Annotated in this window: 24 protein-coding genes and 1 pseudogene; 12 read left to right on the forward strand and 13 right to left on the reverse strand. The window is 63.6% G+C overall.

Annotated elements, in window-relative coordinates:
• Positions 1 to 53 precede the first annotated feature (53 nt).
• Genes J3A64_RS20660 through J3A64_RS20695 form a run of 8 tightly spaced genes read left to right on the forward strand, consistent with a single transcriptional unit; the run spans position 54 to position 6,563 of the window.
• Positions 54 to 1,019 (forward strand): amino acid ABC transporter permease, encoded by a 966-nt coding sequence (locus tag J3A64_RS20660; RefSeq protein ID WP_011776347.1) that lies wholly within the window; start codon positions 54 to 56, stop codon positions 1,017 to 1,019.
• Entirely contained in the window at positions 1,016 to 1,939 is a 924-nt protein-coding gene (locus tag J3A64_RS20665; RefSeq protein WP_286176421.1) for an amino acid ABC transporter ATP-binding protein, read from the forward strand. Before J3A64_RS20660 ends, J3A64_RS20665 begins: the two co-directional genes overlap by 4 nt.
• A 9-nt stretch (positions 1,940 to 1,948) precedes the next feature.
• Positions 1,949 to 2,941 (forward strand): ABC transporter substrate-binding protein, encoded by a 993-nt coding sequence (locus J3A64_RS20670; protein ID WP_014922980.1) that lies wholly within the window; start codon positions 1,949 to 1,951, stop codon positions 2,939 to 2,941.
• Positions 2,938 to 3,174, forward strand: a complete 237-nt coding sequence (locus J3A64_RS23830) for a hypothetical protein (RefSeq protein WP_286176422.1) — start codon at positions 2,938 to 2,940, stop codon at positions 3,172 to 3,174. The genes J3A64_RS20670 and J3A64_RS23830 overlap by 4 nt, the downstream gene beginning before the upstream one ends.
• On the forward strand, positions 3,158 to 3,985 hold the full coding sequence (locus tag J3A64_RS20680) for a DUF1684 domain-containing protein (protein ID WP_210065678.1): 828 nt from the start codon (positions 3,158 to 3,160) through the stop codon (positions 3,983 to 3,985). Before J3A64_RS23830 ends, J3A64_RS20680 begins: the two co-directional genes overlap by 17 nt.
• Entirely contained in the window at positions 3,982 to 5,049 is a 1,068-nt protein-coding gene (locus J3A64_RS20685) for an LLM class flavin-dependent oxidoreductase (RefSeq protein WP_210065679.1), read from the forward strand. Before J3A64_RS20680 ends, J3A64_RS20685 begins: the two co-directional genes overlap by 4 nt.
• A gap of 9 nt (positions 5,050 to 5,058) precedes the next feature.
• Entirely contained in the window at positions 5,059 to 6,405 is a 1,347-nt protein-coding gene (locus J3A64_RS20690; protein WP_210065680.1) for an NtaA/DmoA family FMN-dependent monooxygenase, read from the forward strand.
• A complete protein-coding gene (locus J3A64_RS20695; RefSeq protein ID WP_011776340.1) occupies positions 6,402 to 6,563 on the forward strand; it encodes a hypothetical protein in 162 nt (53 codons plus the stop codon). The genes J3A64_RS20690 and J3A64_RS20695 overlap by 4 nt, the downstream gene beginning before the upstream one ends.
• Before the next feature lie 14 nt (positions 6,564 to 6,577).
• Here J3A64_RS20695 and J3A64_RS20700 read toward each other — a convergent pair whose 3' ends face one another.
• On the reverse strand, positions 6,578 to 7,783 hold the full coding sequence (locus J3A64_RS20700; RefSeq protein ID WP_210065681.1) for a VCBS repeat-containing protein: 1,206 nt from the start codon (positions 7,781 to 7,783) through the stop codon (positions 6,578 to 6,580).
• A 72-nt stretch (positions 7,784 to 7,855) separates the two neighbouring features.
• Positions 7,856 to 8,299, reverse strand: coding sequence for a GNAT family N-acetyltransferase (locus tag J3A64_RS20705; RefSeq protein WP_286176423.1), 444 nt, complete (start codon positions 8,297 to 8,299; stop codon positions 7,856 to 7,858).
• A 76-nt stretch (positions 8,300 to 8,375) separates the two neighbouring features.
• On the opposite strand from J3A64_RS20705, the gene J3A64_RS20710 reads away from it, so the two are divergent.
• Positions 8,376 to 9,305 carry a threonine/serine dehydratase gene (locus tag J3A64_RS20710; protein ID WP_210065684.1) on the forward strand — a complete coding sequence of 310 codons (930 nt, stop codon included), beginning with the start codon at positions 8,376 to 8,378 and terminating at the stop codon, positions 9,303 to 9,305.
• A 103-nt stretch (positions 9,306 to 9,408) separates the two neighbouring features.
• Here J3A64_RS20710 and J3A64_RS20715 read toward each other — a convergent pair whose 3' ends face one another.
• The gene (locus J3A64_RS20715; RefSeq protein WP_011776336.1) at positions 9,409 to 10,401 is read right to left on the reverse strand and encodes an ABC transporter substrate-binding protein; all 993 of its coding nucleotides are present in this window, start codon (positions 10,399 to 10,401) and stop codon (positions 9,409 to 9,411) included.
• Positions 10,402 to 10,679: 278 nt separating this feature from the next.
• Between J3A64_RS20715 and J3A64_RS20720 the strand changes: the two genes are divergently transcribed.
• Positions 10,680 to 11,669 (forward strand): LLM class flavin-dependent oxidoreductase, encoded by a 990-nt coding sequence (locus J3A64_RS20720; protein ID WP_011776335.1) that lies wholly within the window; start codon positions 10,680 to 10,682, stop codon positions 11,667 to 11,669.
• A 96-nt stretch (positions 11,670 to 11,765) separates the two neighbouring features.
• Positions 11,766 to 14,402, forward strand: coding sequence for a trehalase-like domain-containing protein (locus J3A64_RS20725; RefSeq protein ID WP_210065686.1), 2,637 nt, complete (start codon positions 11,766 to 11,768; stop codon positions 14,400 to 14,402).
• Between the two features lie 7 nt (positions 14,403 to 14,409).
• Here J3A64_RS20725 and J3A64_RS20730 read toward each other — a convergent pair whose 3' ends face one another.
• The 8 genes and pseudogenes from J3A64_RS20730 to J3A64_RS20765 all read right to left on the reverse strand — a co-directional run bounded on the left by J3A64_RS20730 (position 14,410) and on the right by J3A64_RS20765 (position 22,333).
• The gene (locus tag J3A64_RS20730) at positions 14,410 to 15,336 is read right to left on the reverse strand and encodes an AEC family transporter (protein ID WP_014922971.1); all 927 of its coding nucleotides are present in this window, start codon (positions 15,334 to 15,336) and stop codon (positions 14,410 to 14,412) included.
• Positions 15,337 to 15,497: 161 nt separating this feature from the next.
• Positions 15,498 to 15,929, reverse strand: a complete 432-nt coding sequence (gene panD, locus J3A64_RS20735; protein WP_011776332.1) for an aspartate 1-decarboxylase — start codon at positions 15,927 to 15,929, stop codon at positions 15,498 to 15,500.
• A gap of 79 nt (positions 15,930 to 16,008) precedes the next feature.
• A pseudogene (locus tag J3A64_RS20740) lies at positions 16,009 to 16,482 on the reverse strand (DUF6036 family nucleotidyltransferase); the annotation flags it as partial.
• A gap of 80 nt (positions 16,483 to 16,562) precedes the next feature.
• Positions 16,563 to 17,141 (reverse strand): helix-turn-helix domain-containing protein, encoded by a 579-nt coding sequence (locus J3A64_RS20745; protein ID WP_210065688.1) that lies wholly within the window; start codon positions 17,139 to 17,141, stop codon positions 16,563 to 16,565.
• A gap of 54 nt (positions 17,142 to 17,195) precedes the next feature.
• Positions 17,196 to 18,713 carry a rhamnulokinase family protein gene (locus J3A64_RS20750; RefSeq protein WP_307807220.1) on the reverse strand — a complete coding sequence of 506 codons (1,518 nt, stop codon included), beginning with the start codon at positions 18,711 to 18,713 and terminating at the stop codon, positions 17,196 to 17,198.
• Between the two features lie 8 nt (positions 18,714 to 18,721).
• Entirely contained in the window at positions 18,722 to 20,761 is a 2,040-nt protein-coding gene (locus J3A64_RS20755; protein ID WP_210065690.1) for a bifunctional aldolase/short-chain dehydrogenase, read from the reverse strand.
• 4 nt (positions 20,762 to 20,765) lie between these two features.
• Positions 20,766 to 21,932, reverse strand: coding sequence for an L-rhamnose isomerase (gene rhaI, locus J3A64_RS20760; protein ID WP_011776327.1), 1,167 nt, complete (start codon positions 21,930 to 21,932; stop codon positions 20,766 to 20,768).
• A complete protein-coding gene (locus J3A64_RS20765; protein ID WP_011776326.1) occupies positions 21,929 to 22,333 on the reverse strand; it encodes an L-rhamnose mutarotase in 405 nt (134 codons plus the stop codon). The genes rhaI and J3A64_RS20765 overlap by 4 nt, the downstream gene beginning before the upstream one ends.
• 126 nt (positions 22,334 to 22,459) lie before the next feature.
• Between J3A64_RS20765 and J3A64_RS20770 the strand changes: the two genes are divergently transcribed.
• Positions 22,460 to 23,476 (forward strand): LacI family DNA-binding transcriptional regulator, encoded by a 1,017-nt coding sequence (locus tag J3A64_RS20770; protein WP_210065692.1) that lies wholly within the window; start codon positions 22,460 to 22,462, stop codon positions 23,474 to 23,476.
• Between the two features lie 60 nt (positions 23,477 to 23,536).
• On the opposite strand, the gene J3A64_RS20775 is transcribed toward J3A64_RS20770, so the two are convergent.
• Both J3A64_RS20775 and araA read right to left on the reverse strand, forming a co-directional pair.
• Complete coding sequence (locus J3A64_RS20775) at positions 23,537 to 24,433, reverse strand: aldose 1-epimerase family protein (RefSeq protein ID WP_014922964.1); 897 nt, start codon at positions 24,431 to 24,433, stop codon at positions 23,537 to 23,539.
• The gene (gene araA, locus J3A64_RS20780; RefSeq protein WP_011776323.1) at positions 24,430 to 25,965 is read right to left on the reverse strand and encodes an L-arabinose isomerase; all 1,536 of its coding nucleotides are present in this window, start codon (positions 25,963 to 25,965) and stop codon (positions 24,430 to 24,432) included. Before araA ends, J3A64_RS20775 begins: the two co-directional genes overlap by 4 nt.
• Between the last annotated feature and the right edge of the window lie 5 nt (positions 25,966 to 25,970).

Here is a 25,970-nt window from a genome sequence, read left to right on the forward strand (position 1 = left end):
CCTAGATTGGCAGCCATCCGATAGACAACAACCGATCTGAAATGAGGTGGCGCATGAGTGCAATCGCACCGCCTGCCACGGCGGAAACTGCACCGCCCACCCCGGATTACTCCGAGTACAAGCTGGTCCCGGCCCGGCATCCCTGGCGATGGGTGGGTACCGTACTGGTAGCTGCAGGCGTCGCAGCCATTGCGTGGTCGCTGGTCACCAACCCGCGCTGGGAGTGGGGCGTGGTGGCCGAATGGTTCACGGCCCAGTCGGTGGTCAACGGACTCATCGAGACCCTCAAGCTCACTGCCATTTCCGGTGTCCTTGGCTTTGTGCTCGGTTTCATCCTGGCTCTCATGCGCCTGTCCGCCTCACCGCTGCTGGTCTCGGTGTCCTGGACGTTCTCCTGGATCTTCCGCTCGACACCGCTGCTGGTCCAACTCCTGCTCTGGTACAACCTTGGCTACCTCTACGAGAAGATCAGCTTGGGCATCCCCTTCACGGACGTCCGCTTCTTCGAGGCCCAGACCACCACGCTCATCAGCCAGTTCGCTGCTGCAGTCCTGGGGCTCACGCTGAACCAGGCCGCTTATTCCGCCGAGATCATCCGCGGCGGCATCCTGTCCGTGGACCAGGGTCAGCTCGAAGCTGCCTCAGCCCTGGGTATCCCGGCGTGGAAGCGCTCCACCAGGATTGTGCTGCCGCAAGCCATGCGCGCCATCCTGCCCAACGCGTTCAACGAGATCATCGGCTTGGTCAAGGGCACCTCGATCGTTTACGTCCTTGCCTACTCCGAGCTCTTCTACACGGTTCAGGTCATCTACAACCGGACCCAGCAGGTGCTTCCGCTGCTGCTGGTCGCCACGCTCTGGTATGTGGTGATCACCTCGGTACTGAGCGTTTTCCAGTACTACATCGAACGCCACTTCTCCAAGGGCGCCCTGCGGACCCTCCCGCTTACTCCCTTGCAGAAGGCCCGTAAGTTCTTCACCACCCACGTTGCTGCCTCTCCCACGAAGGACGCCCGATGAGCATCATCGCTGCACGCAAAGAATCCGCAACGGCGGCAAAGGTCGCAGAGGAAAAGCAGGCTGCCGCTTCGGCCGCGGCTCCGGAAGGCACGACGGCGGCAGGGGCCGCCACAGCGGCACGGCCCGGTACGACGGCGGCTACCCGCGGCCAAGTGGACATCACCAATGTCCGGAAGTCCTTTGGCGCCACCGAAGTCCTCAAGGGCGTCTCCTTGTCCGTCCCACCAGGCGGGGTGGCTGTGATTGTCGGCCCGTCCGGCTCCGGCAAGTCCACCCTGCTGCGGACCATCAACCACTTGGAAAAAGTCGACGGCGGCTACATCACCATTGACGGCGAATTGGTGGGCTACGAAGTCCGCGGGAACAAGCTCCACGAACTTCGTGAGAAGGACATCCTCAAGCAGCGCACCCACATTGGCATGGTGTTCCAGAGCTTCAACTTGTTCCCGCACCTCACGGCGCTGGAGAACGTCATTGAGGCGCCCATCGTGGCTCAGAAGCGTTCCAAAGCCGAAGCCCGGAAACGCGGCCTGGAACTTCTGGACAGGGTTGGCTTGAAGGACCGCGCCGACGCCTACCCGCGCCAGCTTTCCGGCGGCCAGCAGCAGCGCGTCGCGATTGCCCGGGCGCTGGCACTTGATCCCAAGATCCTCCTGTTCGATGAACCCACTTCCGCGTTGGACCCGGAACTCGTCAACGAGGTCCTGGACGTCATCCGCGAACTCGCCAAGTCCGGCACCACGCTGATTGTGGTGACCCACGAGATGGGCTTCGCCCGGGATGTCGCGGACACCGTGGTCTTCATGGACCAAGGCCAAATTGTGGAGTCCGGCACACCGCAGGACATCTTCGCCAACCCCCGCGAGGAACGCACCCGCAGCTTCTTCTCCAAAGTCATCGAACCAGCTTTCAACATCTAGGACATCCCCATGCTTCGCACCACCAGCTCCACCAAGAAACGCAAGATTCTGGCACTCGCTGTACTTCCCGCCGTCGTGCTTCCCGTGCTGGCCGGGTGCTCCGATCCTGGAGCGTCGGCAGCCCAGCCGGAGTCCGAAGCTGCCAAGAACGGGATTGTCTACAACACGTCCGTGGACCAGAACCGCATCCGCGGTGAGAAAGACGCCGCCGCAGCTTCTGCTGTTCCTGAAGCCATCGCCAAGGACGGCAAGCTGACCGTTGCCACCACTGCGGGGTCCATTCCGTTGTCCTTCCACGCCACGGACGACAAGACTCCGATCGGGGTGGAGGTGGACATCGCCCAGCTCGTGGCCGACAAGCTCGGGCTGGAACTGGACCTCCAAGTGACATCGTGGGAGAACTGGCCGCTCAAGACCCAGTCCGGCGACTTCGAGGCCGTCTTCTCCAACGTGGGCATCAACGCAGCCCGTGTGAAGCTGTTCGACTTCTCCACCTACCGCGCCGCGTACATGGGCTTTGAGGCGAAGAAGAGCTCAACCTACGACATCAAGGGCTCGGACGACATTTCCGGGCTGAAGATCTCCGTGGGCTCCGGCACCAACCAGGAGAAGATCCTGCTGGCCTGGAACAAGGAGCTCGAAGCCAAGGGCAAGGCACCGGCCACCTTGCAGTACTACTCCTCCGACGCAGACACCATCCTGGCCCTCTCTTCGGGCCGTACCGACCTGAACCTGGCACCGTACCCATCGGTGACGTACCGCGAGAACACCCGGGATGACCTTAAAGTGGTGGGCAAGGTCAACGCCGGCTGGCCCGCGGAAACACTCGTCGCCGCCACAACCCTCAAGGGCAACGGACTGGCTCCGGCCATCACGGACGCCCTGAACTCCACCATCAAGGACGGCTCGTACGGCAAAGTCCTGGAACGCTGGGGCCTCTCCGAGGAAGCCATCCCCGAATCCAAGACAGTCACCGAAGCAACTTTTGGTACCGGCAAATGAAGTTCCAAGTCCTGGACATCATTCCCCACCTGAAGAATCCAGTGACGGGGGAGATTGTCTCCACCGCTGACCGCTTGAACCAGGTGGTGGAGACGGCGAAGCTGTGGGAAGCCGGGGATCCCTTCGCGGGCCGACCCGAATTTGCCGGGGCCACAGAACCCGACGCCGCAGCAGCAGTCACCGCAGATCATGCCTTCAACAGGACGGACAACGCCCATGTCTTTGCACACTGATACAGCACTCGAATCCTTCGACGAAGAATGGCAGGAATGGCACGACGCCCACGAGCGGCACCGTGCCCACCCGCATGGCTTCCTCGCCGTGACCCACCTGCACTGGCTCAGCAGCGAGGCGAGCCGACTCGAAGGCGCGCCTGGCACCTGGAAGGCGGAGGACGACGTCGTACGTGTTGTCCTGGAACCGGGCGAAAGCCTGCAGCTGGACGGCGTGGAACTGAACAACGGCACTCCTGTGGAATTGGGTCCCATCGAGGAACGCGGTGGCATCAACCTGGTTTCCGGCGACACGGTGATCGAGGTGGCCAAGCGGGGCGGCGAGTACATCGTCCGGCCCCGAAACCCGCAGAATCAGCTCTTGCAGGAGTACCAAGGCACGCCCGCCTACACGCCCAATGCTGCATTTGCTGTGGCTGGCACTTTTGTCCCGTTCGAGGCTCCGCGCCCCACCACGGTGGGTGCCGCCGTCGAGGGCATCCAGCACGTCTACCAAGCTCCGGGTGAGATTCGCTTCAAACTGGCCGGTGAGGAACTCGCGCTGACGGCGTTCAACGGCCACGCGCCGGGGTCACTATCTGTGTTGTTCACCGACCAGACCTCCGGCAAGACCACCTATGCGGCCAACCGCTCGCTGTCCGTGGTCCCCGCCGCTGATGGCTCCGTGCAGCTCGACTTCAACAGGGCCGTGAACCTGCCGTGCGCCTACACCGACCTCGCCACCTGCCCGTTGCCGCCCGCCGAAAACCGGCTTCCCGTGGCCATCGAAGCAGGCGAAAAGATTCCCTACGAACGTCAGGATCAGCAGTGAGTACCTTCGAAGAACGCAAGGCCGGGTTCCTGGCCATTGAACTTGACGGCGCGGGTTATGAGAACCTTGCCACCGCCGTCCTCGCGGCCGAGTCCGCCGGTTTCCATGCGGCAACCTTCAAGGACACGCCGGAGGCCGGGCGGGCCAACGCCCTCCAGCGCGCGGCTTTTGCCGGGCCGGTGACCCGGACCATTGCTGTGGTCCCTGAGGTGGATACCGTTTATACGGAGCCTTTCCACGTCTCCACGCAGCTCGCGAGCCTGGACTATGTGTCCGGGGGCCGTGCCGGGTGGATCGCTACCGCAGCTGAGTCACCCGATGCTGCTGCCGCCGTCGGACGCTCTTTTGTTCAGGGGGAGGCACTGGCGCAGGAAGCCGCGGCGTCCATTGAGGTGGGCCGCCGCTTGTGGGACTCCTGGGAGGAAGACGCCGTCATCCGCGATGTCGCCACCGGGCGGTATATCGACGTCGACAAGCTGCACTACGCGGATTTCGAAACTCCCGCAGACTTCGCTGGTACTGGCTACTCCGTGAAGGGCCCGTCCATCATCCCGCGGCCGCTGCAGGGTCAACTCCCCGTGCTCGCCGCGGCGTCATTGGTGGGCGAGGGCCTGGTGCCCGCTGACGCGGTGGACGCCGTGCTGGTTTCCGCTCCGACGCCGGAGCTCCTCACTGCCGAGATCCGCGATGTGAGGGCCCGGCTTGGTGCTTCAGTGGCCGTTGTGGCAGAGCTCGACGTCGTCCTGGACTCGCGTGGGCAGGCTGCGGATTCACGCCCGGTCCAGTTGCAGGAAAACGGGCTTGCTCGGTTTGTGGGCTCGGCTGCCGGCCTTACTGAGTTGCTCGATGCACTTCTCCAGGAAGCCGACGGCGTTCGTCTTCACCCAGCTGTTCTGGACGTGGAGCTGGAAGAACTTTCACGGCTGGTCCTCCCGGCGCTGCGTCGCCGCGGTTCCTTGAAGGCGCCTGTCCAGGACGGAACTTTCCGTGAGCTGCTGGGGCTGGCTCCGGCGGAGAACCGCTATTCGACCACTGCCGCGGCTGCTGTTGCCGCCGGAAAGTAGGGGAACACCATGACACGCGACATTTTCCAGCCGAGCGGCCACATCCACTTCGGAATCTTTTTCCAGGGCGTCAACTCCGGCACCATCTGGAAGGCTCCCGAATCAGGCTCGCAGACGGACTTCGAGTCGTTCCGCCACATCGTCCAGACAGCCGAGCGCGGAAAGTTCGCAGCCTTCTTCCTGGGTGAAGGCCTCCGCCTGCGTGAACACCTCGGGCGTCCCCATGCACTGGATGTGGTGGGCCGTCCTGACGCCCAGACCATGCTTGCCGCACTTGCCGCAGTCACCAAGAACATCGGCTTGGTGGCCACGCAAAACACCACGTATAACGACCCCGCGGACCTCGCACACCGCCTGTCCTCACTGGACCTGATCTCCGGAGGCCGGGCCGCGTGGAACATTGTGACCACGGACAACGCCTGGACCGGCGCGAACTTCCGCCGCGGCGGATACCTGGACCACGCCGACCGTTACAAACATGCCGAAGCGTTCGTGGAGACCGCCAAGCGCATCTGGGACTCGTGGGAAACTTCCACCGGACCTGCGCGACGAGTCCTCCACGAAGGCCAGCACTACACCGTTGATGTGACCCCGCGCCTGCCGCGCAGCGCCCAGTACCGCCCCGTGCTCTTCCAAGCCGGCGATTCCCCGGACGGCCGCGACTTCGCAGCCCGCCAGGCTGACGTGATCTTCTCCGCCCACCCCAAGTTCGACGACGCCGTGGAGTTCCGCCGCGACATCGTAGCGCGCTCCGTAGCCGCCGGCCGCGGTGCCAACGCCGTGCAGATCATGCCGGCCAGCGAGTTCATCCTCGCCGCCACGGACCAGGAAGCCCAGGAGAAGAAGGTTTGGGTCCGGAGCCTGCAGATCGGTCCGCAGCAGGCTATTGCCTACCTGGAACAGTTTTGGGGCCGGGAGCTCTCTTCCTATGATCCCGACGGTCCCCTTCCCGAGATTGATCCTGTTGTGGAGGAAACCTCCGAAACGCGCGGCAGTGGTTTCCACGGTGCCAAGGCCCGCCAGCTTGCCGATCAGTGGAGGGCCGAGGCCAAGGACAAGGGCCTCTCCATCCGCCAGTTCGTCACTTCAAAAACGGCTCGCATCGACGCCACGTTCACGGGTTCCTATACCGCAGTGGCCGACCATCTCGCCGAGTTCGCACGGGTTGGGGCGGTGGACGGTTTCAACATCTCGCCATGGCTCATCCCCACGGGTTTGGACGACATCGTGAACCACCTGGTGCCTGAGCTCCAGGAACGCGGCGTCTACCCCACGGAATACCGCGGCACCACGCTGCGCGAAAACCTGGGGCTGGAAACGCCGGTGCGCTCCGAAGAGTCGGCGCACGTTTCATGAAGGCAGGTCACCTGCTGAAGACGTTGCTGCGTCGGCTCGGCTTCCAGCCGGGCCGACGCGGAACAGCGCCCGACGGCGGCGACTCAAGTGCCGCCGTCGTCGACGTTTCGCGCGGAACGGTCAGTTTGCAACTGACGGTGGGGAGCCAGCCGCTCTAGTCCGGCTCAGGGAACTAGAGCAGTTCCCTGAACACGTTCCAGCCGCTGCCGACAGGACCTTGGGGCCCGTAAAGACCGGTGGTCATGGCGCCAGTGGAGTACAACACGAGGTCGCCGTTGCCATTGATGGCAGCAAGGTTGTTGTACTTCTGGTGGGCGTAACTGCCCAGGCCCGCCACATCCTGGAAGTCATTCCAGCCACCACCCATATACGCCTGGGCACCCCATCCGCCTTGACCGTCGGCGGAGTACAACTGCAGGCCGCCACTGTGGTCCCGGCCGAAGACCTCCACGGTGCCGTCGCCGTTCATGTCGCCGCCGGGGATGATCTTGTTCATGACCTGCCAGCCCCAACCCACCTTGCTTGGTGCGAGCCAGCCGCCGTTTCCGTTGCCCGGGTACAGGAACAGGTCACCGCCCGCGTTCCGGGCCAGGACATCGTTGGTGCCGTCACCGTTGAAATCCCCGGGACCCACGATGGAATCGAAAATGTTCCACCCGGCACCTACTTGGCGGGTGGGAAGCCAACCGCCATCGCCGTCTCCGCGGTAAAGGAACAGTTGGCCGGAGGCGTTCCTCGCCAGGAGATCGTTGAATCCGTCGCCATCAAAATCTCCGGGAGAGAAAACGATGTTGAACATATTCCAACCCGCCCCGACCTGCCGGGGTTCATCCCACGCGCCGAAATAGACCGGGCACGGCCCCTCGCACATGCCTTTGTAATAGGTGTACGTCCGCGGGTACAGGATGAGCCTGCCGTCGTGTGTGCGGGCCAGCGGCTCGAAATTGCCGCGCCCGGTCCAGCCCATGGCGCGGCTGGAGGCTTTGATGGGCTTCGTCTCGGCGCTCAGCTGTGTCCCGGTGGGACAGCCGGGTTCGCCGGGCGTGAGCGGGTACACCCTCAAGGAGATGCGGCTGCCCTGATCCTCAGGGAGGACACGCAAAGTTTCACCCTGACGCTCGGCAGGAAGTGGTTCGCCGTTGCGCAACCACTCCAGGGTGATCGCATCTCCGGAGCCGTCCGGGTTCCTGCAACCCCAATAGTCGTAGTTGTACTGGCGGCGCATCTCAGAACCGACGTAAGGGACGCCGTCAATATACGGTGTCGGCTGGGATGCTGCAGTGGCTGGGCCGGCAGCAGTCAGCCCGGAAACCAAGAGTCCCAATGCCATTGCGGTGGTAGCTGCGCGCCTCAACGAGCGCGATCGAAGAATCCCCATTTTTCCCCCCGGAAAGTATCGCGTCGTTGCCGCGTGGTGTGTGCTGAGGTTACCGCACTTCCGGGCGCGGGGTCAGGGGGTGGCAGGCGCCATCATGAAGACATCGATCGGGTCCTCGGATTCCAGCACGAAGCCATGCCGTTCGTAGAGACGCCGTGCCGGGCTTCCCTGCAACACATCCAGGCGGAACGGCCGCTCGTCAACGGAAGCCGACATGACGTGCCTCAGCACAGCGCTGCCGAGCCCCTTGCCCTGGTGGGCCGGTGCAACAAAGAAATGTTCGATCCACCGGGCATCCGGCTCGGGCCTGATGGCGATCACTCCTGCGTCCACGCCCTCGGAATGTATGACGTACGTGTGTTCCGGCTGGAAGGCGTTAAGGAAGCGCTCACGGACCCGGATCGGATCCCATCGGGCAAGTCGCTCAAGGTCCGGGCGCATCACCACGGCGCGAAGTTCGGCAATCCAGGCGGCGTCGGAGGCTACGGAGGGACGGAGGACAAAGTCGACGGACATGTGAACAAGCCTATTCGGCTGGGTCCGAGGCGGCCACGCAAACCATAGGATGAAACGGACGAAAGGTGCAGCCACGATGGTCACACGCGAAGAAGTAGAAGCAGCGTACTCACGGACAGCCGGGTGGGTTCGGCATACGCCGCTGGCGGAAAGTGGCGAGCAGGAGCCGTATCACCTGTGGTTCAAGTGCGAATACATGCAGCACACCGGCTCCTTCAAGGCCCGTGGTGCCTTCAACCGCCTGCTCACGGCCAAGGAAAGCGGTGAGCTGGACCCCGCGGTAGGTATCGTGGTGGCCTCCGGCGGCAACGCAGGCCTGGCCAACGCGTACGCTGCCGCCAAACTCGGAGTCCCCGCCACGGTTTTCGTTCCCGAGTCGGCTCCGGCAAACAAGGTCCACAAGCTGTACGCCAGTGGTGCCAAGGTGGTCCAAGGCGGCGCCGAATACGCGGAGGCCTACGCCGCCGCGATCCGCTTCGCCGAGGAGAAGGGCGCTGTGTATTGCCACGCTTATGATCAGCCCGAGATCGTGGCTGGCGCGGGCGGGGTAGGGCTTGAACTCTTGGATGAACTGCCCGACGTCGACACCATCCTTGTTGCTGTAGGCGGCGGTGGACTGATGGGCGGCATTGCCGCAGCCGCCGAAGGCGGGGCTCGTGTAGTGGGCGTCGAACCGGAGACGGTCCCCACACTGCACACCGCGTTGGCCAAGGGCGAGCCTGTGGACGTGGCCGTCTCCGGAATTGCTGCGGACTCCCTCGGAGCCCGGCGCATCGGGGAGATCGGTTTCGGAGTTGCCCGACGCACCGGTGTTCAAAGCCTGCTGGTCTCGGACGAGGACATTGTCCAGGCCCGTCGTGCCCTGTGGGAGAAGCATCGCATCGTCGTGGAGCACGGCGCCGCGGCTGCCTACGCGGCGTTGCTGTCCGGGGCATACAAACCGAACGACGGGGAAACGGTGGCGGTCATCCTCTGCGGAGCCAACACCGATCCCTCCCACTTCTAACCACTTCCGGCCGCACCCACGTTGGGTCAGCGAACGCAAGAATCCCCGCCGGTTGGTGTCCGGCGGGGATTCGGCGTCGGCAGGTGCCCTGCCACAGCGGTTCCTACTTCTTGGGCAGGCCTGCCGGGTTCAGTTCGGACGCCGGGATTGCCTCGGAGGCGAGTCCCCAGCGATCCAGGATCTTGCCGTAGTTGCCGTCCTTGATGAGGGTGTTGAGCGCAGCCTGAGCGGCCACAGCCAAGCCGTTGCCCTTCTGCGTGGTGAAGGCGATTTCTGCCTTCAGGGGCCAGCCGCCGTCAAGCGTGCCCACTTCCTTGGTCTTCCCGTCCTTCGCTGCCTTGTACGCCGCGGACGCGTTGGGCCCGAACGTGAGGTCTGCGCGGCCTGACTGGAGGGCGAGCTGGGAGGCGGAGTCGTCGTCGTAATACTGGAACTCCACCGGCTTCAAGCCGTTCTTCTTGTTCTCCTCATCCCAACGCACCAGAATGGCTTCCTGGTTGGTTCCTGAGCCGACGATGATGCGCTTGCCGGCCACGTCCTTGGCTTCCTTGATGGTGGAGATGTCCGAGTCCGTCTTCGCGTAGAAGCCCAGGAGGTCGTTGCGGTACGTGGCGAAGTCGAACTTCTCCTTGCGCGCTTCGGTGACCGTGACGTTGGAAAGAACGGCCTCGTACTTGCCCGATTCGACGCCCAACGGCCAGTCTGCCCACGCTACCGGCAGCACTTCCACCTGCAGGCCCAGGCTCTCGCCCACGGCGTAGGCAATGTCCACTTCGCTGCCAATCAGCGTTTTGTTGTCCGTGGCGAACGTGCTCAGCGGGGGAGTGCCGCCGGTGGTCACCACAGTCAGCTTGCCGTCCGCCTTGATGGCGTCCGGAACCAGCGCAGCCGCTGCGGAGTCCACCGTCACCTTGATGCGGTCCTGCTGCGGGGTCAGGTTGAATTCTTTCGTGGACGAGCTGGAAGAAGCGCTCGACGCCGGGGCTGACGCTCCCGTTGCCGCCGTCGCGCCCGGGTCCGAGCAGGCGGCGAGCCCCAGCAGAGCGGTAGCGGCCAGCGCCGCTGTGACGCCGGTCTTGCCTGCAAAACGTGCCATTGGTTCTCCTTGGGTTTGTCCTGATCATGGACAGAGATTTCTGATGCGTACTTGTGGCTGCAACTATCCGGCAGCCGTGGGAGGCGGTCAAAGTGCTCCGAAACGCGGGGATACAGGGGTTCACGGCAGTTAATCGGGCGTCGAACAGGGTCACAAAACACAAGCCGAGGCACCGCGCGACGCAACTCACAGAAATAAGCCGGGTGCCGCCGTCGTTGTCGCTAGAGTGCCGGCAATCAACCGTGCGGCACCGCAAAACGTACCGAAAGGCCTCCACCGTGACTGTTCCTCTTTCCATCCTCGACCTGGCAACCATCGGGAAGGGCCAGACGGTGGCGGAAAGTCTCGCGGGCAGCGTGGCCATGGCGCAGAAGGCTGAAGAGCTGGGCTACCGCCGCGTTTGGTACGCCGAGCACCACAACATGTCCGCCATTGCGTCCTCGGCTACGAGTGTCCTGATCGCCCATGTCGCCGCGCACACCAACACCATCCGCCTCGGGGCCGGCGGTGTCATGCTGCCCAACCACTCGCCGTTGACCATCGCTGAGCAGTTCGGCACGCTGGAAACGCTGCATCCGGGGCGGATCGACCTCGGCCTGGGCCGGGCTCCCGGCAGCGACCAGAACACCATGCGCGCGCTGCGGCGCGACCACACGTCCTCGGACAGGTTCCCGCAGGATGTCCTTGAACTGCAGGGCTACCTCACTGGGCCCACCCGCATCCAAGGTGTTGAAGCGACGCCGGGCAAGGGCACCAACGTGCCGCTGTACATTCTGGGGTCCTCGCTCTTCGGCGCCCAGTTGGCCGCCCAGTTGGGTCTTCCCTACGCTTTCGCTTCACACTTTGCCCCTGCCGCTCTGCAGGATGCTGTGGCCGTCTACCGCCGCGAGTTCAAGCCCTCGGATCAGTTGTCCGAGCCGCACGTGATCGCCGGCGTGAACGTTACTGCCGCGGACTCCAACGCCGAGGCGCAGGCCATCCATCTCGCAGTGAAGCGGGCCCGTGTGTCACTGTTCTTCGGTGGCGGCCGCGAGTTCACCGATGACGAAGCGGACATGGTGCTCGATTCCCCTCAGGGTCAGCACATCGCGCAGATGATGAAGTTCTCCGCCGTGGGTACCAAGGATGTGGTGCGCGACTACCTCGACGAGTTTGCGGCGTTCGCTGATGCTGATGAACTGATCGTGGCCCACCAGAGCATCGGCACCGAAGAGCGCCTGCGGTCCGTGGAACTGCTGGCCGAGGTTGCCGGGCTTGTGAGCGCATAAATCCAAGGAAAAGCTTTACGCATTCGCAATCTACTAGGTAGTCAAGCGAAACCGTCCGGGCGGAGACTATAGCTATCCGCTTCGGAAGGATTCGCCATGCCTACGCACTTGAACCAAGCAGTGGCCGACTCGGCACTGCTGATGAAATCGCTCCCGCTTGGCCTCCTCCGGACCGTCCTCCAATCCGACGCGCAGCATGGCATCACGCCCGAGCTGTTCTCGGAACTCAGGGCACTCGCCCGGGTGCCCGGGCTGCTGGTGGCATGCAACTATGGCGGGACGCTCTGCTCCGCTGAGGGTGTTTCCACGGAAACGTTGCCGCTGGACAGTGCTGCTGTGGCACTCCGTGCGCTGGCCGCCTTGCCCAACACGCACACCGCGATCATTTCGGGTAGGTCCCTGAGGGATTTGGCGGCGGTGTCCCGGCTGCCGGCAGAGGTTCACTTGGTGGGGTCCCACGGCGTGGAGTTCGACATGGGCTATGCCTACACGCTCTCCCTCGCCACGGAGCAGCTGCTTCAACAAGTGGCCGCCGCGTTGACCGAAGCCGTTGCTTCCGAGAAGGGCATCAGCGTTGTCCGCAAACCCGTGGGTGTTGCCGTGCATACCCGCCCGGCGACTCCCGAGGTAGTGGAGCGGGTGATCTTCGTTTCGCAGAAGATAGCCATCGAGTTCGGGCTGTATTTCATCATTGATGGAACGGTGCTGGATTTGACCGTTGAGGAACCGGCCAAAGGCCAGGCCCTGGAGCAGCTTCGTGCGCGGCTGGGCGTCAGCGCCGCACTTTTTGCCGGCGACGCCGAGAGTGACGAAAAAGCGATCGCCACCCTGCGCGGACCGGACCTTGGCCTGCACGTGGGGCCGGGGGATACGACGGCGGCACATACCCTTCCGGACCCGGAGGCCTTTGCCCGCGTGCTGGCTTTGTTGTTCGAACTTCGGCGGGCATGGTTGTTCGGCGAAGACGCGGTAGGCCTGGAACGGCATTCCATGATCGGCAACGGAAGCTCCACCGCGTTGCTTACCCCGGACGCCAAAGTGTGCTGGATGAGCCATCCTTTGCCGGATTCCGGGTCGATTTTTGCCCACATTCTTGGCGGTGAGCCCGCCGGCCACTTCAGCATCGAGCCGGTGAAGGCCTCACAGGTGCTGGCGCAGCGTTACGTGGACAACACCATGATTGTGGAGACCCGCTGGGCCGATGTCACCGTGACCGATTACTTGGAGCCCGCGCCGGAAGGCATTACCAGCCTGGTCCGCGTCCTCTCCGGAACGGGGGCTGCGCGTGTGGTGTTTGCCCCCAGGCCTGATTACGCCAACGCGCCCTTCAGCATGGAGACCCGTGGCGACGAAGTCCACATCATGGGTACCTCGGATCCGATCATCCTCTCCGCGCAAGGCGTCACCTTCATGATCACCAGCGACGGTAAATACGCCACTGCAACCGCCGAGATTCCCCTGGACAACGGTCCTGTGGTGCTGAACCTTCGCTGCGGTGACACCGAGCCACCACCCGCTGACCCGGACGGCGAACCAAACCGGCGTGCCGCCGTCGGGCAGTCCTCCCGGGAGTGGATCAAGGCACTGCAACTGCCCACCATCAAAACGTCATTGGTGCGGCGCTCCGCGCTGGTGCTGAAGTCGCTCGTCCACGAACCCACCGGCGCCGTGCTGGCCGCGCCCACCACATCGCTGCCTGAGGGCATCGGGGGAACCCGCAACTGGGACTACCGGTATTGCTGGCTGCGTGACGGGTCCATGACAGTGAATGCGCTGGTGTCGTTGGGCTCCACGCAGGAGGCCGACGGGTTCCTTGCCTGGCTGGACGGCATCCTCCAGAATGCTCCCGGGCCCGAGTGGCTGCACCCCCTCTACTCGGTGACCGGCTCTCCTCTGTCCACGGAGGCAATCGTGGAGAGCCTGCCCGGTTATGCGGGCTCGCGTCCGGTCCGGATCGGCAACGCGGCAGACCACCAAGTGCAGCTGGATGTGTTCGGTCCCATCGCCGAGCTGATCCATGATCTTGCCGAGCGCCGCGGGTTCCTGCCCGATGAGCACTGGTTCCTCATGGAGCAGATGGCCCATGCGGTGCTTGCCCGTTGGCACGAGCCCGACCACGGAATTTGGGAAGCACGCAGGCCCCCCAGGCACCATGTGTACACCAAGGTCATGTGTTGGGTCACGCTGGACAGGGCCCTCCAGGCTGCAGCTTTGCACGGGCGCCCAGCCCACGCTGATTGGGCCCCCACTGCCGAAACCATCCGCGAGGAAGTCCTCCGCGAAGGCTGGGATTCGTCTGCAATGTCCTACACGGTGGCTTACGACAGCCCTGACCTGGACGCCGCCGTCCTCCACGTTGGGCTTTCGGGCCTGCTGGATGTTCAGGACCAGCGCTTCCTGGATACCGTCACTGCCGTTGAGCGGGAGTTGCGTGTGGGGCCCACCGTTTTCCGGTACAGGTACGACGACGGACTGCCGGGTTTGGAGGGCGGTTTCCACATCTGCACCACCTGGCTGATCGAGGCGTACCTTGCCGTTGGCCGCTTGGATGATGCCTTGGAGCTGTTCAACCAGCTGGTGGCGTTGTTCGGGCCAACGGGCTTGCTGCCGGAGGAGTACGATCCCGGTACGGAAACACACTTGGGCAACCACCCGCAGGCATACTCGCATCTGGGCTTCATCCGCTGCGCTCAGCTCTTGGACCACTATCTGGCGAGTGCGGACGTGGAGTAACTCAGCGCTAGGTGAGCAGCAGCGCCACGGCGATCATGGCCGGCACGGCCACGATGGTGGTGATGAGAACGGTGTCCTTGGCCACGGTAATACCCGCTTGGTAACGGTTCGCCGCGACGAAAACATTCTGGGCTGTGGGAAGCGCGGATGTCACCACCACGGCAAAGAGTGCGTGCCCGTCCATGCCCAGCGCGAAGCGGGCGAACAGGTATGCGATCAGGGGGTGGACAATCAGCTTGAAGCCGCTTGCCAGCAGGGTATCCACTCTCCGCCCCGAGGCCTTCTGCAACGGCTTGGATCCGTTCAGGCTCATGCCGAAGGACATCAGCATGGCCGGAATCGCGGCACCGCCGATCAGGTGGATCGGCTCCAGGATGAGCGTCGGGACGTGGAAACCCGTACCCGCCACCAACAGGCCCAGCGCCGAGCCCACGATCATGGGGTTCTTCACGATCATCAGCAGGAAGCGCAGGGGAGTTGTTCGGTGCGTACTGGTGCTGGCGTCGAGGGCCATCAGGTACAGGGGCGTGAAGAACGCCAGCTGGAAGATCAGCAGCGGTGCCACGTAGCTCGCGTCACCCAGGACGAAAACGGCAATCGGGATGCCAAGGTTGGCGGAGTTGGCCAGGGACGAGCTCATGGAGGACATCAGGGCTTCGGGCATGGCCCGCTTCAGCCAGAACTTCGCAATCAGAAAGAACAGCAAGCCCGTCACCACAGCGCCCACGGCTGTGACCAGCAACGGGGCGGCAAAGACGTCATGCAGTTTGGCTTTGCTCAAGGTCTCGAACAGGAGCGCCGGACTCGCCACGAAGAAAGTCAGCGAGCTCAGGACGGACCGGGCATTCTCGCCAAGGATGTTCCGGCGTCCAACGAACATGCCCACCAGGATGATGGCCCACACCACGAAGAACCCGGACAGGACACCAATCATGAGGCTGCGCTGTGTGGGAATCGTTGGATCACGGTTCCCAGCCTAGCCAGAATCGCCGTCCGAGTAAGCGTTTTCTGCCGAGAGTTCCGTCATACGGACGTGTAAACGCGTTCGACGTCGGCACTCCGGTGAGTGCCGACGTCGAACGTTGCTGTGGAGCCTTAGCTGAGGTGCGCCGCGTTACTGAGTGCGTGCGGAGGACGCATGAGACCGGGTGTATGGCCCTCTGCGGGGTCGTTGCCGAGCTGCAGGATCTTGTTGTCCTTGCCCACGTGGACCACCCTGGGCTCGTATGTCCGGGCCTCTTCCGTGGTCATTTCCGCGTAGGTAATGAGGATGACCGTGTCATCCACATGTACCAGATGGGCGGCCGCGCCGTTGATCCCGATCACGCCTGAACCGCGCTCGCCGGCAATGGTGTACGTCTCCAGCCGGGCGCCGTTGGTGACGTCAACAATGGAGACGAGCTCGCCGGGAAGGATGTCGGCCGCGTCCAGGAGGTCCAGGTCGACAGTGACCGAACCGACGTAGTGGAGGTCGGCGTGGGTCACCGTTGCGCGGTGAATCTTGGACTTGAACATTGTGCGGATCATAATGCGATCAGTTTAGCGCGGCACCCTCACCCGGCGCTGTGACGTACCAGACGTTCGCGTTCTTAGCGCTAGTGAAAGGCTAGCTGGGTGGTCGACGCAAGGCTCTGGCTGCGGCCATTGCTTCTTCAGCAACGATTTCGTAATTGTCTGCTGGTGCGCTGAGAGCTATAGAGTGCTCGCCATATTTCTCGAAAGCGAGTTGCACGAGGTCGCCGGCTTTTTCGATCCCCAGTGCCAGCACTATGTGGCCAAGGTCCTCAATGTCTTTCGCCCTCTCCGCAGCTATCTTCATTGCAGCCAAGGTGGGCAGGTCGGCGAGCTGGATGGCTGATGAGGTCCCCTTTGGGCCGGCGATCCACCGCGCTTCTTCGGGGAGGAAGGCTGCTGCATTGCTGTTTAGCCACTTCGGGGGCAACCCGTACTCCTGCTCCATGGCTGCGGCCACTTCATCCACGTCGCCAATGGGAGTGTAGCGTGCATCAATATCGCTGGTTGCGCGGTCCAAGATGCCATGCAGCAGGAGTGCGGCGCCACCTACGATTTGGATGTCTAAGGTGACGCCGCGGGTTCCAAGCCGGGCTTCCTATTCGCGAAGCAGTTCAACCACGTCGGCACGTTGGAATTCGAGCACCCTCAAACCGTGGCCAAATCTCTCTCGCGGATCCATACGTTCATTGCAGCGATCTCAGCGGGAGTCTCACTACGAATGAGGTCTTTCATTCGGTCACTGACCGGATGGAGCTTCTCGGCCAGGAAAACCGGCTGCGACGATGCCTTGGCGTTTTTCGCCCACTTTGGTGCGGGAGAGCCGGTCTTTGCTGAGACCCATAGCGTGACTGCGCCAAGTGCTGCCCGGTAAGCATCGTCATTGAAGGAAGGGGCGGCGGGCATCAGTGCCCGGCCCGCAGCGAGCGAGGAGTTGGTGTATTCGCCCAGCAACCGGATGGCGTAGTGGTAGTCGCCCTCGTTCAGAGTGCGTTCAAAGTCAGCCGCGAATTCATGGAAAGAGCTCTCATGGGAGGTTATTTCCAGGCCGAGGACTCGCATCGCCTTCAGGGCCAACCCGAAGGATGCACCTTCCTTTCCTGATTCCAGGTCCACAACAAACTTGCGGGAAGTCCCTATGGAGTCAGCCAGGGCTTGTTGCGTATAGCCGAGGGCTTTCCGTCGCTCGCGCATAGTGCGGCCAACAGCCTCCGCGTTCATGTTCATTGCTCTATTATGGCACCATTCGGTTACATTTGTTCGTCGTAGACTCGGCTCTAACTAGGATCCTCCTGATTGTGACGCAAAAGCATCCCTAAATTCGTACCGCACCAGTTGCGTTCCCGCCGCAACGAGCGCGCGCAGCTCACTTAGGCCACCCGCGACTACACCCGCAGCACGCGCCTGCACCAGGACGTTGCCCTGTGCCGTCGCTTCCACAGGTCCCGCGATCACGGATTTGCCAGTCGCGTCTGCGGTGAGCTGGCACAGGAGCCGGTTCTGGGAACCGCCTCCAACTATGTGCACCACGCTGGTGCTTCGACCGGTGAGCCGCTCGGCATCGGCCAGCGTTCTGGCGTAACCGGCCGCAAGGCTGTCCATGATGCAACGCACGACGGCGGCAGGCCGGTCCGGGAGCAGCGCACCTGTGTTGCGCACAGCTGCGCGGATACGATCAGGCATGTTGTCAGGTGCCGTGAAGGCCGGATCATCGGCGTTGATCTGCGGCCCGCCAGCAGGAAGAGCAGCAGCGGACTCCAGCAAGGCAGGGAGCGATTGGCTCAATCCCTGGGCAGCCCAGTAACGCTGGCATTCGCTCAACAACCACAGGCCGCCGACGTTGCGGAGATAGCGGATGGTTCCGTCCACGCCGCGTTCGTTGGTGAAGTTGGCGCTACGGCTCGCTTCGGTCAGCACTGCGGCGTCCAACTCCACGCCCACCAGGGACCAGGTACCGGAGGAGATATAGGCGAAGTCGTCTCCGTCAGCGGGGACGGCCGCCACGGCTGATGCTGTGTCATGGGAACCCACGGCCACCACCGTGGCATCCGCGGGCAAGCCCGTCTGCTTCAGGATCGCCGGCAACAGTGTGCCCACGGTTTCGCCGGGCTGGATGAGCGGCGGGAAGATGCTCCGAGGGAGCCCCAAGGCATCCAAAAATCCGGTGGCCCACTCGCCCTTGACGGCATCGAAGAGCCCCGTGGTGGAAGCGTTGGTAGCCTCGGTCCGACGCTCTCCCGTGAGTAGGAACGCGATCAGGTCCGGGATCAGGAGAGCCTGTACCCCGTCCAGGTTCGGCTCCGCCGCCAGCTGGTACAAAGTGTTGAACTGCAAGTACTGCAAGCCGGTGGTGGCATACAGCTTCTCCGGGGAAATGGCCGCATGGACCCGTCCCACCGTGGCCCGGCTGCGCGCGTCCCGGTAGCTGTAGGGTTGCGCGGTGAGTTCGCCGGCTTTGTTCACCAGGCCGTAGTCCACTGCCCAGGTGTCGATGCCGACGCTCACGATGCGCTCGCCGTTCGTGGCCGCCACGGAAGCGGCCGCCGTGAGTCCCTTGAGCACCTCGGCGAACAGGGCGTCAAAATCCCAGTGGAGGCCGCCGTCGAGCTCCACTACTCCGTTGGGAAAGCGGTGGATCGTCTCGAGGGAGACGCCTGTGGAGGGGGAGACGCGGCCGAGCATGACGCGGCCGGAGGAGGCTCCGATGTCGATGGCGGCGAACACCGCGTTGATGTCTGCGGGAGCGCACACCGCCCCGGCGTATGCCGGGGCGGTGTTCGTGGTGGTTCCGTTGGTCACTGTTGGTCCTAGCGGAGGAATGCTGCTGCCACGCCGGCGTCCACGGGGATGTGGAGGCCGGTGGTGTGGGAGAGCTCGTTGCTGGTGAGCACGGACGCGGCATTGGCCACGTTCTCCGGGAGGACTTCGCGCTTGAGGAGCGTGCGCTGGGCGTAGTACTTGCCCAGTTCCTGCTCGTCCACGCCGTACACGGCGGCACGCTTGGCGCCCCAGCCGCCGGCGAAGATGCCGGAGCCTCGGACCACGCCGTCGGGGTTGATGCCGTTGACGCGGACACCGTGCTCGCCCAGTTCGGCGGCGAGCAGTCGCACTTGGTGGGCCTGGTCTGCCTTGGTAGCGGAGTAGGCGATGTTGTTGGGGCCGGCGAACACGGAGTTCTTGGAGGAGATGTAAATGATGTCTCCGCCCATGCCCTGATCGATCATGACCTTGGCCGCGGCCTTGGACACCAGGAACGAGCCCTTGGCCATGACGTTGTGCTGCAGGTCCCAGTCCTTCTCGGTGGTTTCCAGCAGCGGCTTGGAGATGGACAGCCCGGCGTTGTTGACCACCAGGTCCAGGCCGCCGAAGGCGAGCACGGCCTCCTGAACCGCGGCAGCGATCTGCGCTTCATCGGTCACGTCCGCCTGGACGCCGATGGCGACGTCGGAACCGCCCAGTTCCTCGGCAACCTTCTGTGCGTTCTCAAGGTTCAGGTCGGCAATGACCACGCACGCGCCGTCGGACGCCAGGCGGGTGGCGATCGCCTTGCCGATGCCCGACGCCGCACCGGTCACCAGCGCGATGCGGGTTGCGTGGGACTTGGGCTTGGGCATCCGGGCGAGCTTGGCTTCTTCCAGCGCCCAGTACTCGATGCGGAACTTCTCGGATTCCTCGATCGGGGCGTACGTGGAGATCGCCTCCGCGCCGCGCATCACGTTGATGGCGTTGATGTAGAACTCGCCGGCCACGCGTGCGGTCTGCTTGTCCTTGCCGAAGGAGAACATGCCCACGCCGGGGATCAGCACGATGGCCGGGTCCGCGCCACGCAGCGCCGGTGAATCAGCGTCAGCATGCCGGTCGTAGTACGCCTGGTAGTCCTCGCGGTAGGCCGCGTGCAGTTCCTTGAGCCGGGCCACGGAGTCTTCGATCGAGGCATCGGCCGGCAGGTCCAGGACCAGCGGCTTGACCTTGGTCCGCAGGAAGTGGTCCGGGCAGGACGTGCCCAGCGCACCGAGGCGCGGGTGCTCTGCGGACTCAAGGAATTCAAGCACGACGGCGTCATCGCTGAAGTGCCCCAGCTGCGGTTTGTCGGTGGAGACCAGGCCTCGGATCACTGGTGCGAGGGCGGCCGCCTTGGCCCTGCGCTCGGCCTCGGGGAGGGCGCTGTAGCCGGGAAGCGTGGCGCCGAAGGGCTCGGCCTTGCCGTTGTCCTTGATGTAGTTCTCGGCCTGATCGATGATCCACAACGAGTTGGCCTCGGCCTCTTCGCTGGTGGCGCCCCATGCGGTGATGCCGTGGCCACCCAGAATGGTGCCGATGGCCTGCGGGTTGGCTTCCTTGATCGCCGCGATGTCCAGGCCCAGCTGGAAACCAGGGCGACGCCACGGAACCCACACGACCTTGTCGCCGAAGACCTTGGACGTCAGGGCTTCGCCGTCCACTGCGGTGGCGATCGCGATGCCCGAGTCCGGGTGCAGGTGGTCAACATGGGCAGCATCAACGAGACCATGCATGGCGGTATCGATCGACGGTGCAGCGCCGCCCTTGCCGTGCAGGCAGTAATCAAAGGCGGCCACCATTTCGTCTTCACGCTCGACGCCGGGGTAAACATCCTTGAGTGCCTGCAGCCGGTCCAGCCGAAGGACTGCAAGGTTCTCAGCATTCAGCGTGCCGAGGTCTCCGCCGGAGCCCTTGACCCACAGGAGTTCAACGTCCTGACCCGTCACCGGATCCTTCTCGGTGCCCTTTGCGGAGGTGTTGCCGCCGGCGAAGTTGGTGTTCCGCTTATCCGCACCGAGGCGGTTGGAACGGCTGATCAGTTCTTCAACAGTCTTATTCGTGGTCATGCTCTTAAGCGCCCCATCCGGCTTGCTGGCCGCCTGCGCGGTCCTCGTTGATCTTCTTCTGGTAACCGCTGGCCTTGTACGCGGCCATCGGGTCGGCGGGGAGGCCGCGGGATTCGCGCCACTCGGCCAGGACCGGGCGGACGTCGGTGTAGAAGGCATCGTTGAAGATGCCGTTGGCGGCCAGAACGTCCCCGGCACGCTGCGCTTCGGAGAGTGCTGCGGTGTCCACGAGCAGGGCGCGGGCCGTCATTTCCTGGACGTTGAGCACTGAGCGGATCTGGCCGGGGATCTTCTCTTCCAAGTTGTGGCACTGGTCCAGCATCAGCGCGACGCCGGAATCTTTGCCGAAACCGCCGCCGCGGATGACCTCGTGCATGATGCGGAACAGCTGGAACGGATCGGCCGCGCCAACAATCAGGTCGTCATCGGCGTAGAAGCGGGAGTTAAAGTCGAACGAACCCAGCTTGCCCAGGCGCAGGAGCTGCATCACGATGAACTCGATGTTGGTACCCGGGGCGTGGTGCCCGGTATCCAGGCAAACGAACGCCTTCTCACCCAGGGCAAGGGTCTGAGCGTAGGAAGTGCCCCAGTCCGGAACATCGGTGTGATAGAAAGCCGGCTCGAAGAACTTGTACTCCAGGACCAGGCGCTGCTCGTCGCCGAGGCCTGCGTAGATTTCCTGGAGGGACTCGGCGAGGCGGTCCTGGCGGCCGCGGATATCGTCCTGGCCAGGGTAATTGGTGCCATCCGCCAGCCAGATCTTCAGGTCCTTGGAACCGGTAGCGTGCATGATCTCGATGCACTCCAAGTGGTGATCAATGGCCCGGCGACGCACGGACTCGTTGGACGAGGTCAGCGAGCCGAACTTGTACTCGTCATCCTGGAACGTGTTGGAGTTGATGGTGCCCAACCCAACACCCAGACCCGCGGCGTACTCGCGCAGGGCCGAGTAGTCGTCCACTTTGTCCCACGGGATGTGCAAGGCGACCGTGGGGGCCAGGCCGGTGAGCTCGTGGACCTTCGCGGCGTCCGCGATCTTTTCCTGGACGGTGCGCGGTGTACCTGCAGTGCCGAAGACCTTGAACCGGGTCCCGGAATTTCCGTAGGCCCAGGACGGCACTTCAATGGCCAGTTCCCCTAGACGGCCCAGGGCCGATTCTGTGGTGTTCATGCTTGTTCCTTTTGGTACTCGTGGGCGGGGTCTTTGTCTATGTGTGTGGTGGCGGCGGCTGTGGCGTCGTCCGCCGCAGCAAGTTGGTCTTCGAGGTTGAAAACTTCCTCGACCACCTCAAAACCTTGGTCCGGAAGGACATCGCTGTTCGCGAAGAGGGTGGCCATCTCGGCCTGCCAGCGGGCGTTGACCTCTGTCACGGCCATGCGGGCCTGCGCTGCCTCGTAGTCTTCGCATTCCAGGTAGCCGATCAATTGGCCATCCGGAGCGAGGAACAGTGAGTAGTTGTTCCACCCGGCGTTCTTCAGTGCGGCCAGCATCTCCGGCCATACGGCGGCGTGGCGCTGCTTGTACTCGGCCATCAGTTCCGGTTGGACTGAAGAGCGGAAACAAACCCTCATGTGCGGATCTCCAGGGTTACTCGTCTTTGAATCGTTTCATTTGTTACGATTCAAATTACCCTCGTAAACGGGAGGGTGTCAAGGCGTTTCCAACACATTGACGTCAGCCAGCGGAGATCGGAAAGCATGTCCCAGACAGCCAGCATCAAAGACGTTGCCACTCACGCCCAGGTAGCAGTGGGAACTGTTTCCAATGTGCTGAACTATCCGGACCGGGTTTCACAGAGGACCAAGGAACGCGTTCTCAAATCCATCGCTGAACTAGGCTTCGTCCGCAATGACGCCGCCCGCCAACTCCGTGCTGGCCAGAGCCGCACCATCGGCTTGATCGTGCTCGACGTTGGAAACCCGTTCTTCTCCTCCGTGGCTCGTGCCGCTGAAGATGCTGCCACGGCCCTTGGAAGCGTGGTGCTGGTGGGGGATAGCGGCCAAGACGCCTCCCGTGAAGCCCACTACATGGACCTGTTCCAGGAACAGCGCGTCCAGGGCCTGCTGATTTCTCCGGTAGGCGACGTCGGAGAACGGATCGATACCCTCCGCGAACGGGGAGTCCCCACCGTCCTGGTAGATGAGCTCGCGGACACCGAGCGCTGCAGCTCAGTCTCCGTGGATGACGAGGAAGGTGGGTATCTGGCCGCCAGGCACCTGCTGGACTTGGGCCGCCGTCGTCTGGCCTTTGTTGGTACGCCCTCCATCCGCCAGGTGGCCAGCCGACTCAAGGGCGCGCAGCGCGCTGTCGGCGAAGTATCGGATGCCAGCATCGAGGTGCTCGACTCCGAAGGGCAGACAGTCCTGACCGGTCGCAAAGTGGGCAACAAGCTGGTGGAAAGAGACCCGGCGGCACGGCCTGAAGCGGTCTTTTGCTCCAACGACCTCCTGGCGCTCGGAGTCATGCAATCCCTGACAATGCTGCGGACGGTGCGCATCCCGGAGGACATCGCCCTCATTGGCTACGACGACATCGATTTCGCCATCTCCGCAGTGGTCCCGTTGTCCTCCATCCGCCAGCCGACAGAAGCGTTGGGCCGGACGGCAATCGAGCTGCTCGCTGAGGAGCAGGACAGCGGCGGAACCAAGCACCGGGCAGTGGTGTTCACGCCCGAACTTGTGGTCCGCCAAAGCACGGCCGGCTCACCCGACTGAGTCGCAATTAAGGCCGTCTTGAGCGGTCAAAACGGCCTGAACTGCGACTCAGTTGGGTAACTACAGGGCGTATATGCTCCAGGACGCCGTGTGTGATGCGCCCGGTTCCAGCCGGATCAGCTCCGTGCCGCTGTTGAAGGCATCCGGCGGGCAGGTCATGGGCTCCACGGCCAGGCCAATGCGGCTCGGGATCGGTGCCGGCTTGTCGGCCGTATGGATCTGCAGCCAAGGGCAGCTTTCGTCCCAGGACATTCCGACGCCGGTGCCCGCCGGGTCCCTCAGCGCCAGCCGCGCCAGCCCGCCGTCGAACGTTATTCCCGTGAAGGCGTGATCGATTTCCGTGCTGCCGATGGCCCGCGCATTGCGGAAGTCGAACGCGTGGCCCTCCACGCCCACGACGCCCACTGGCAGCAGCCTGTCCGGGGTGACTTCCAAGAATGAATCCGCAGCGAACTCAAGGACCCATTCATTCAGAGGCGAGGTGCCCGCCACGAGATAGGGGTGCGGGCAGACGCCGTAGGGAGCAGCGACATCGGCTGCGTTCCTGGCCGTCACCTGCGTGTGCAGCCCGGCCTCGTCCAGCATGAACCGGGCCGAAAGCTCCAGCACGAAAGGGTACCCGGCCGTGGGTCCTACCGTGCACGTCAAGGTGAGCGAACCGGCGTCGGACTCTTTCAGGACCCAATCGAGCGGGAAGGCGAGCCCGTGCAAGGCCGTGGCCCGCTCCGGTTCGTTGATCGGCACGTGGTGCTCCACGTCGTCGAAGCTGTACGTGCCGTCGGCGATCCTGTTGGGCCACGGCGCGGCGATAACGCCACGGTAGTCCGGGATGGGACCACCCTCCGGAAACGGGACAATGAGGTCCCGGCCTTCAAACTGCAGGACGCGCAGCGCGGCCGCGCGGGCGGTGACAACTGCCGTGTAGCCGCCCGCGCTCAGCGTGAATTCGGTGCTCACAGGCCGCCGGCCAGCTTGTAGTAGGCCGCGTTCCAGTTGAGTTCCTTCTTGAACTGCTTGATGGTGGTGTCCTCATCGATGGTGAGAAGTTCGGTCTTGGCGATTTCGGCGAAGTCCTCGAACACGTCCAGACCCACCTGCGTGGACAATACCGTGTGGTGCGCGGCGCCGGCGGTGAGCCACGCGGCGGCGGAGGTAGCGAAGTTGGGTTTGGGCTCCCAGAGTGCGCGGGCAACCGGCAAGTTGGGCAGCGGCTGGTCAAGATCCACGACGTCCACCACGTTCGCCACCAGACGGAAGCGATCCCGCATATCGGACAACGCCACCACGACGCCGGGACCGGCGTCGGTGTCGAACACCATGCGGACGGGGTCTTCCTTGCCGCCGATGCCCAGCGGGTGAATCTCAACGCGCGGCTTCTTGGCGGTCAATGACGGGCAGACCTCCAGCATGTGCGCGCCCAGGATCTTCTCACTTCCCGGTTCCAGGTGGTACGTGTAGTCCTCCATGAGGGAGGCACCGCCGGGCAGGTCGCCGCCCATGACTTTGGCGGCGCGCACCAAGATGGCGGTCTTCCAGTCGCCCTCGGCGCCGAAGCCATAACCGTCAGCCATGAGGCGCTGGACCGCCATGCCTGGGAGTTGACGCAGCGCCCCCAGGTCCTCGAACGAGGTTGTGAAAGCTGCGGAACCGTTGGCCTCCAGGAAGCTGCGGAGACCCAGTTCGATCTTGGCGCTGTAGCGCAGCGACTCGTGGCGGGCGCCGCCCTTCTTAAGTTCGGGGACCACCTCGTAAAGCCGCTCGTACTCGGCAACCAAGGAGTCGACGTCGGACTCTGCCGCGCCGTGGACAGCGTCAGCGAGCTCGTTGACGGACCAGGTGTTCACCGAGACGCCGAAGCGAAGCTCGGCTTCGGTCTTATCGCCTTCGGTGACGGCGACGTTGCGCATGTTGTCGCCGAAACGGGTCAACTTCAGTGTGCGGACGGCGGCCCAACCAGCCGAGGCGCGCTGCCACGCACCAACCTGGCGGGCAACCTCAGGGTTGCTGACATGTCCGACGACGGTCTTCCGCGGCACGCCGAGTCGCGACTGGATATACCCGAACTCGCGGTCTCCGTGGGCTGCCTGGTTGAGGTTCATGAAGTCGAAGTCGATGTCGGCCCAGGGAAGGTCCCTGTTGGCCTGCGTGTGCAGGTGAAGCAGGGGTTTGCGCAGTGCGTCCAGGCCCTGGATCCACATCTTGGCGGGGCTGAACGTGTGCATCCAAGCGGTCACGCCGATCACGGAATCGTCCGCGTTGGCTTCGAGTGCTGTGCGGCGGATGGCATCGGAATCGGTGAGGACCGGCTTCCAGACGAGCTTGACCGGAACGTTGCTGTTGGCATTGAGGGCGTTGGCAATCTCCTGTGACTGCGCTGCTACCTGCTTAAGGACGTCTTCGCCGTAAAGGTGCTGGCTGCCGGTGAGGAACCACACCTCGTACTGCTCGAGGGAGGTGTTGTTAGCGGGATTACTGGTGGCGCTGGGCATGTGGT

This window comes from Pseudarthrobacter sp. PvP004, from assembly GCF_017876035.1.
Taxonomy (GTDB): Bacteria; Actinomycetota; Actinomycetes; order Actinomycetales; family Micrococcaceae; genus Arthrobacter; species Arthrobacter aurescens_A.

What these genes read in the sequence shown, in the direction of transcription:
- J3A64_RS20695 (WP_011776340.1), top strand. Translation starts at nt 6,402, where the DNA reads ATGAAGGCAGGTCACCTGCTGAAGACGTTGCTGCGTCGGCTCGGCTTC.
- J3A64_RS20730 (WP_014922971.1), bottom strand. Translation starts at nt 15,336, where the DNA reads ATGATTGGTGTCCTGTCCGGGTTCTTCGTGGTGTGGGCCATCATCCTG.
- araA (WP_011776323.1), bottom strand. Translation starts at nt 25,965, where the DNA reads ATGCCCAGCGCCACCAGTAATCCCGCTAACAACACCTCCCTCGAGCAG.
- J3A64_RS20710 (WP_210065684.1), top strand. Translation starts at nt 8,376, where the DNA reads ATGGTCACACGCGAAGAAGTAGAAGCAGCGTACTCACGGACAGCCGGG.
- J3A64_RS20660 (WP_011776347.1), top strand. Translation starts at nt 54, where the DNA reads ATGAGTGCAATCGCACCGCCTGCCACGGCGGAAACTGCACCGCCCACC.
- J3A64_RS20770 (WP_210065692.1), top strand. Translation starts at nt 22,460, where the DNA reads ATGTCCCAGACAGCCAGCATCAAAGACGTTGCCACTCACGCCCAGGTA.
- J3A64_RS20745 (WP_210065688.1), bottom strand. Translation starts at nt 17,141, where the DNA reads ATGAACATGAACGCGGAGGCTGTTGGCCGCACTATGCGCGAGCGACGG.
- J3A64_RS20680 (WP_210065678.1), top strand. Translation starts at nt 3,158, where the DNA reads ATGTCTTTGCACACTGATACAGCACTCGAATCCTTCGACGAAGAATGG.
- J3A64_RS20755 (WP_210065690.1), bottom strand. Translation starts at nt 20,761, where the DNA reads ATGACCACGAATAAGACTGTTGAAGAACTGATCAGCCGTTCCAACCGC.
- J3A64_RS20670 (WP_014922980.1), top strand. Translation starts at nt 1,949, where the DNA reads ATGCTTCGCACCACCAGCTCCACCAAGAAACGCAAGATTCTGGCACTC.
- J3A64_RS20700 (WP_210065681.1), bottom strand. Translation starts at nt 7,783, where the DNA reads ATGGGGATTCTTCGATCGCGCTCGTTGAGGCGCGCAGCTACCACCGCA.
- J3A64_RS20725 (WP_210065686.1), top strand. Translation starts at nt 11,766, where the DNA reads ATGCCTACGCACTTGAACCAAGCAGTGGCCGACTCGGCACTGCTGATG.
- J3A64_RS20715 (WP_011776336.1), bottom strand. Translation starts at nt 10,401, where the DNA reads ATGGCACGTTTTGCAGGCAAGACCGGCGTCACAGCGGCGCTGGCCGCT.
- J3A64_RS20690 (WP_210065680.1), top strand. Translation starts at nt 5,059, where the DNA reads ATGACACGCGACATTTTCCAGCCGAGCGGCCACATCCACTTCGGAATC.
- J3A64_RS20705 (WP_286176423.1), bottom strand. Translation starts at nt 8,299, where the DNA reads ATGTCCGTCGACTTTGTCCTCCGTCCCTCCGTAGCCTCCGACGCCGCC.
- panD (WP_011776332.1), bottom strand. Translation starts at nt 15,929, where the DNA reads ATGATCCGCACAATGTTCAAGTCCAAGATTCACCGCGCAACGGTGACC.
- J3A64_RS23830 (WP_286176422.1), top strand. Translation starts at nt 2,938, where the DNA reads ATGAAGTTCCAAGTCCTGGACATCATTCCCCACCTGAAGAATCCAGTG.
- rhaI (WP_011776327.1), bottom strand. Translation starts at nt 21,932, where the DNA reads ATGAACACCACAGAATCGGCCCTGGGCCGTCTAGGGGAACTGGCCATT.
- J3A64_RS20665 (WP_286176421.1), top strand. Translation starts at nt 1,016, where the DNA reads ATGAGCATCATCGCTGCACGCAAAGAATCCGCAACGGCGGCAAAGGTC.
- J3A64_RS20765 (WP_011776326.1), bottom strand. Translation starts at nt 22,333, where the DNA reads ATGAGGGTTTGTTTCCGCTCTTCAGTCCAACCGGAACTGATGGCCGAG.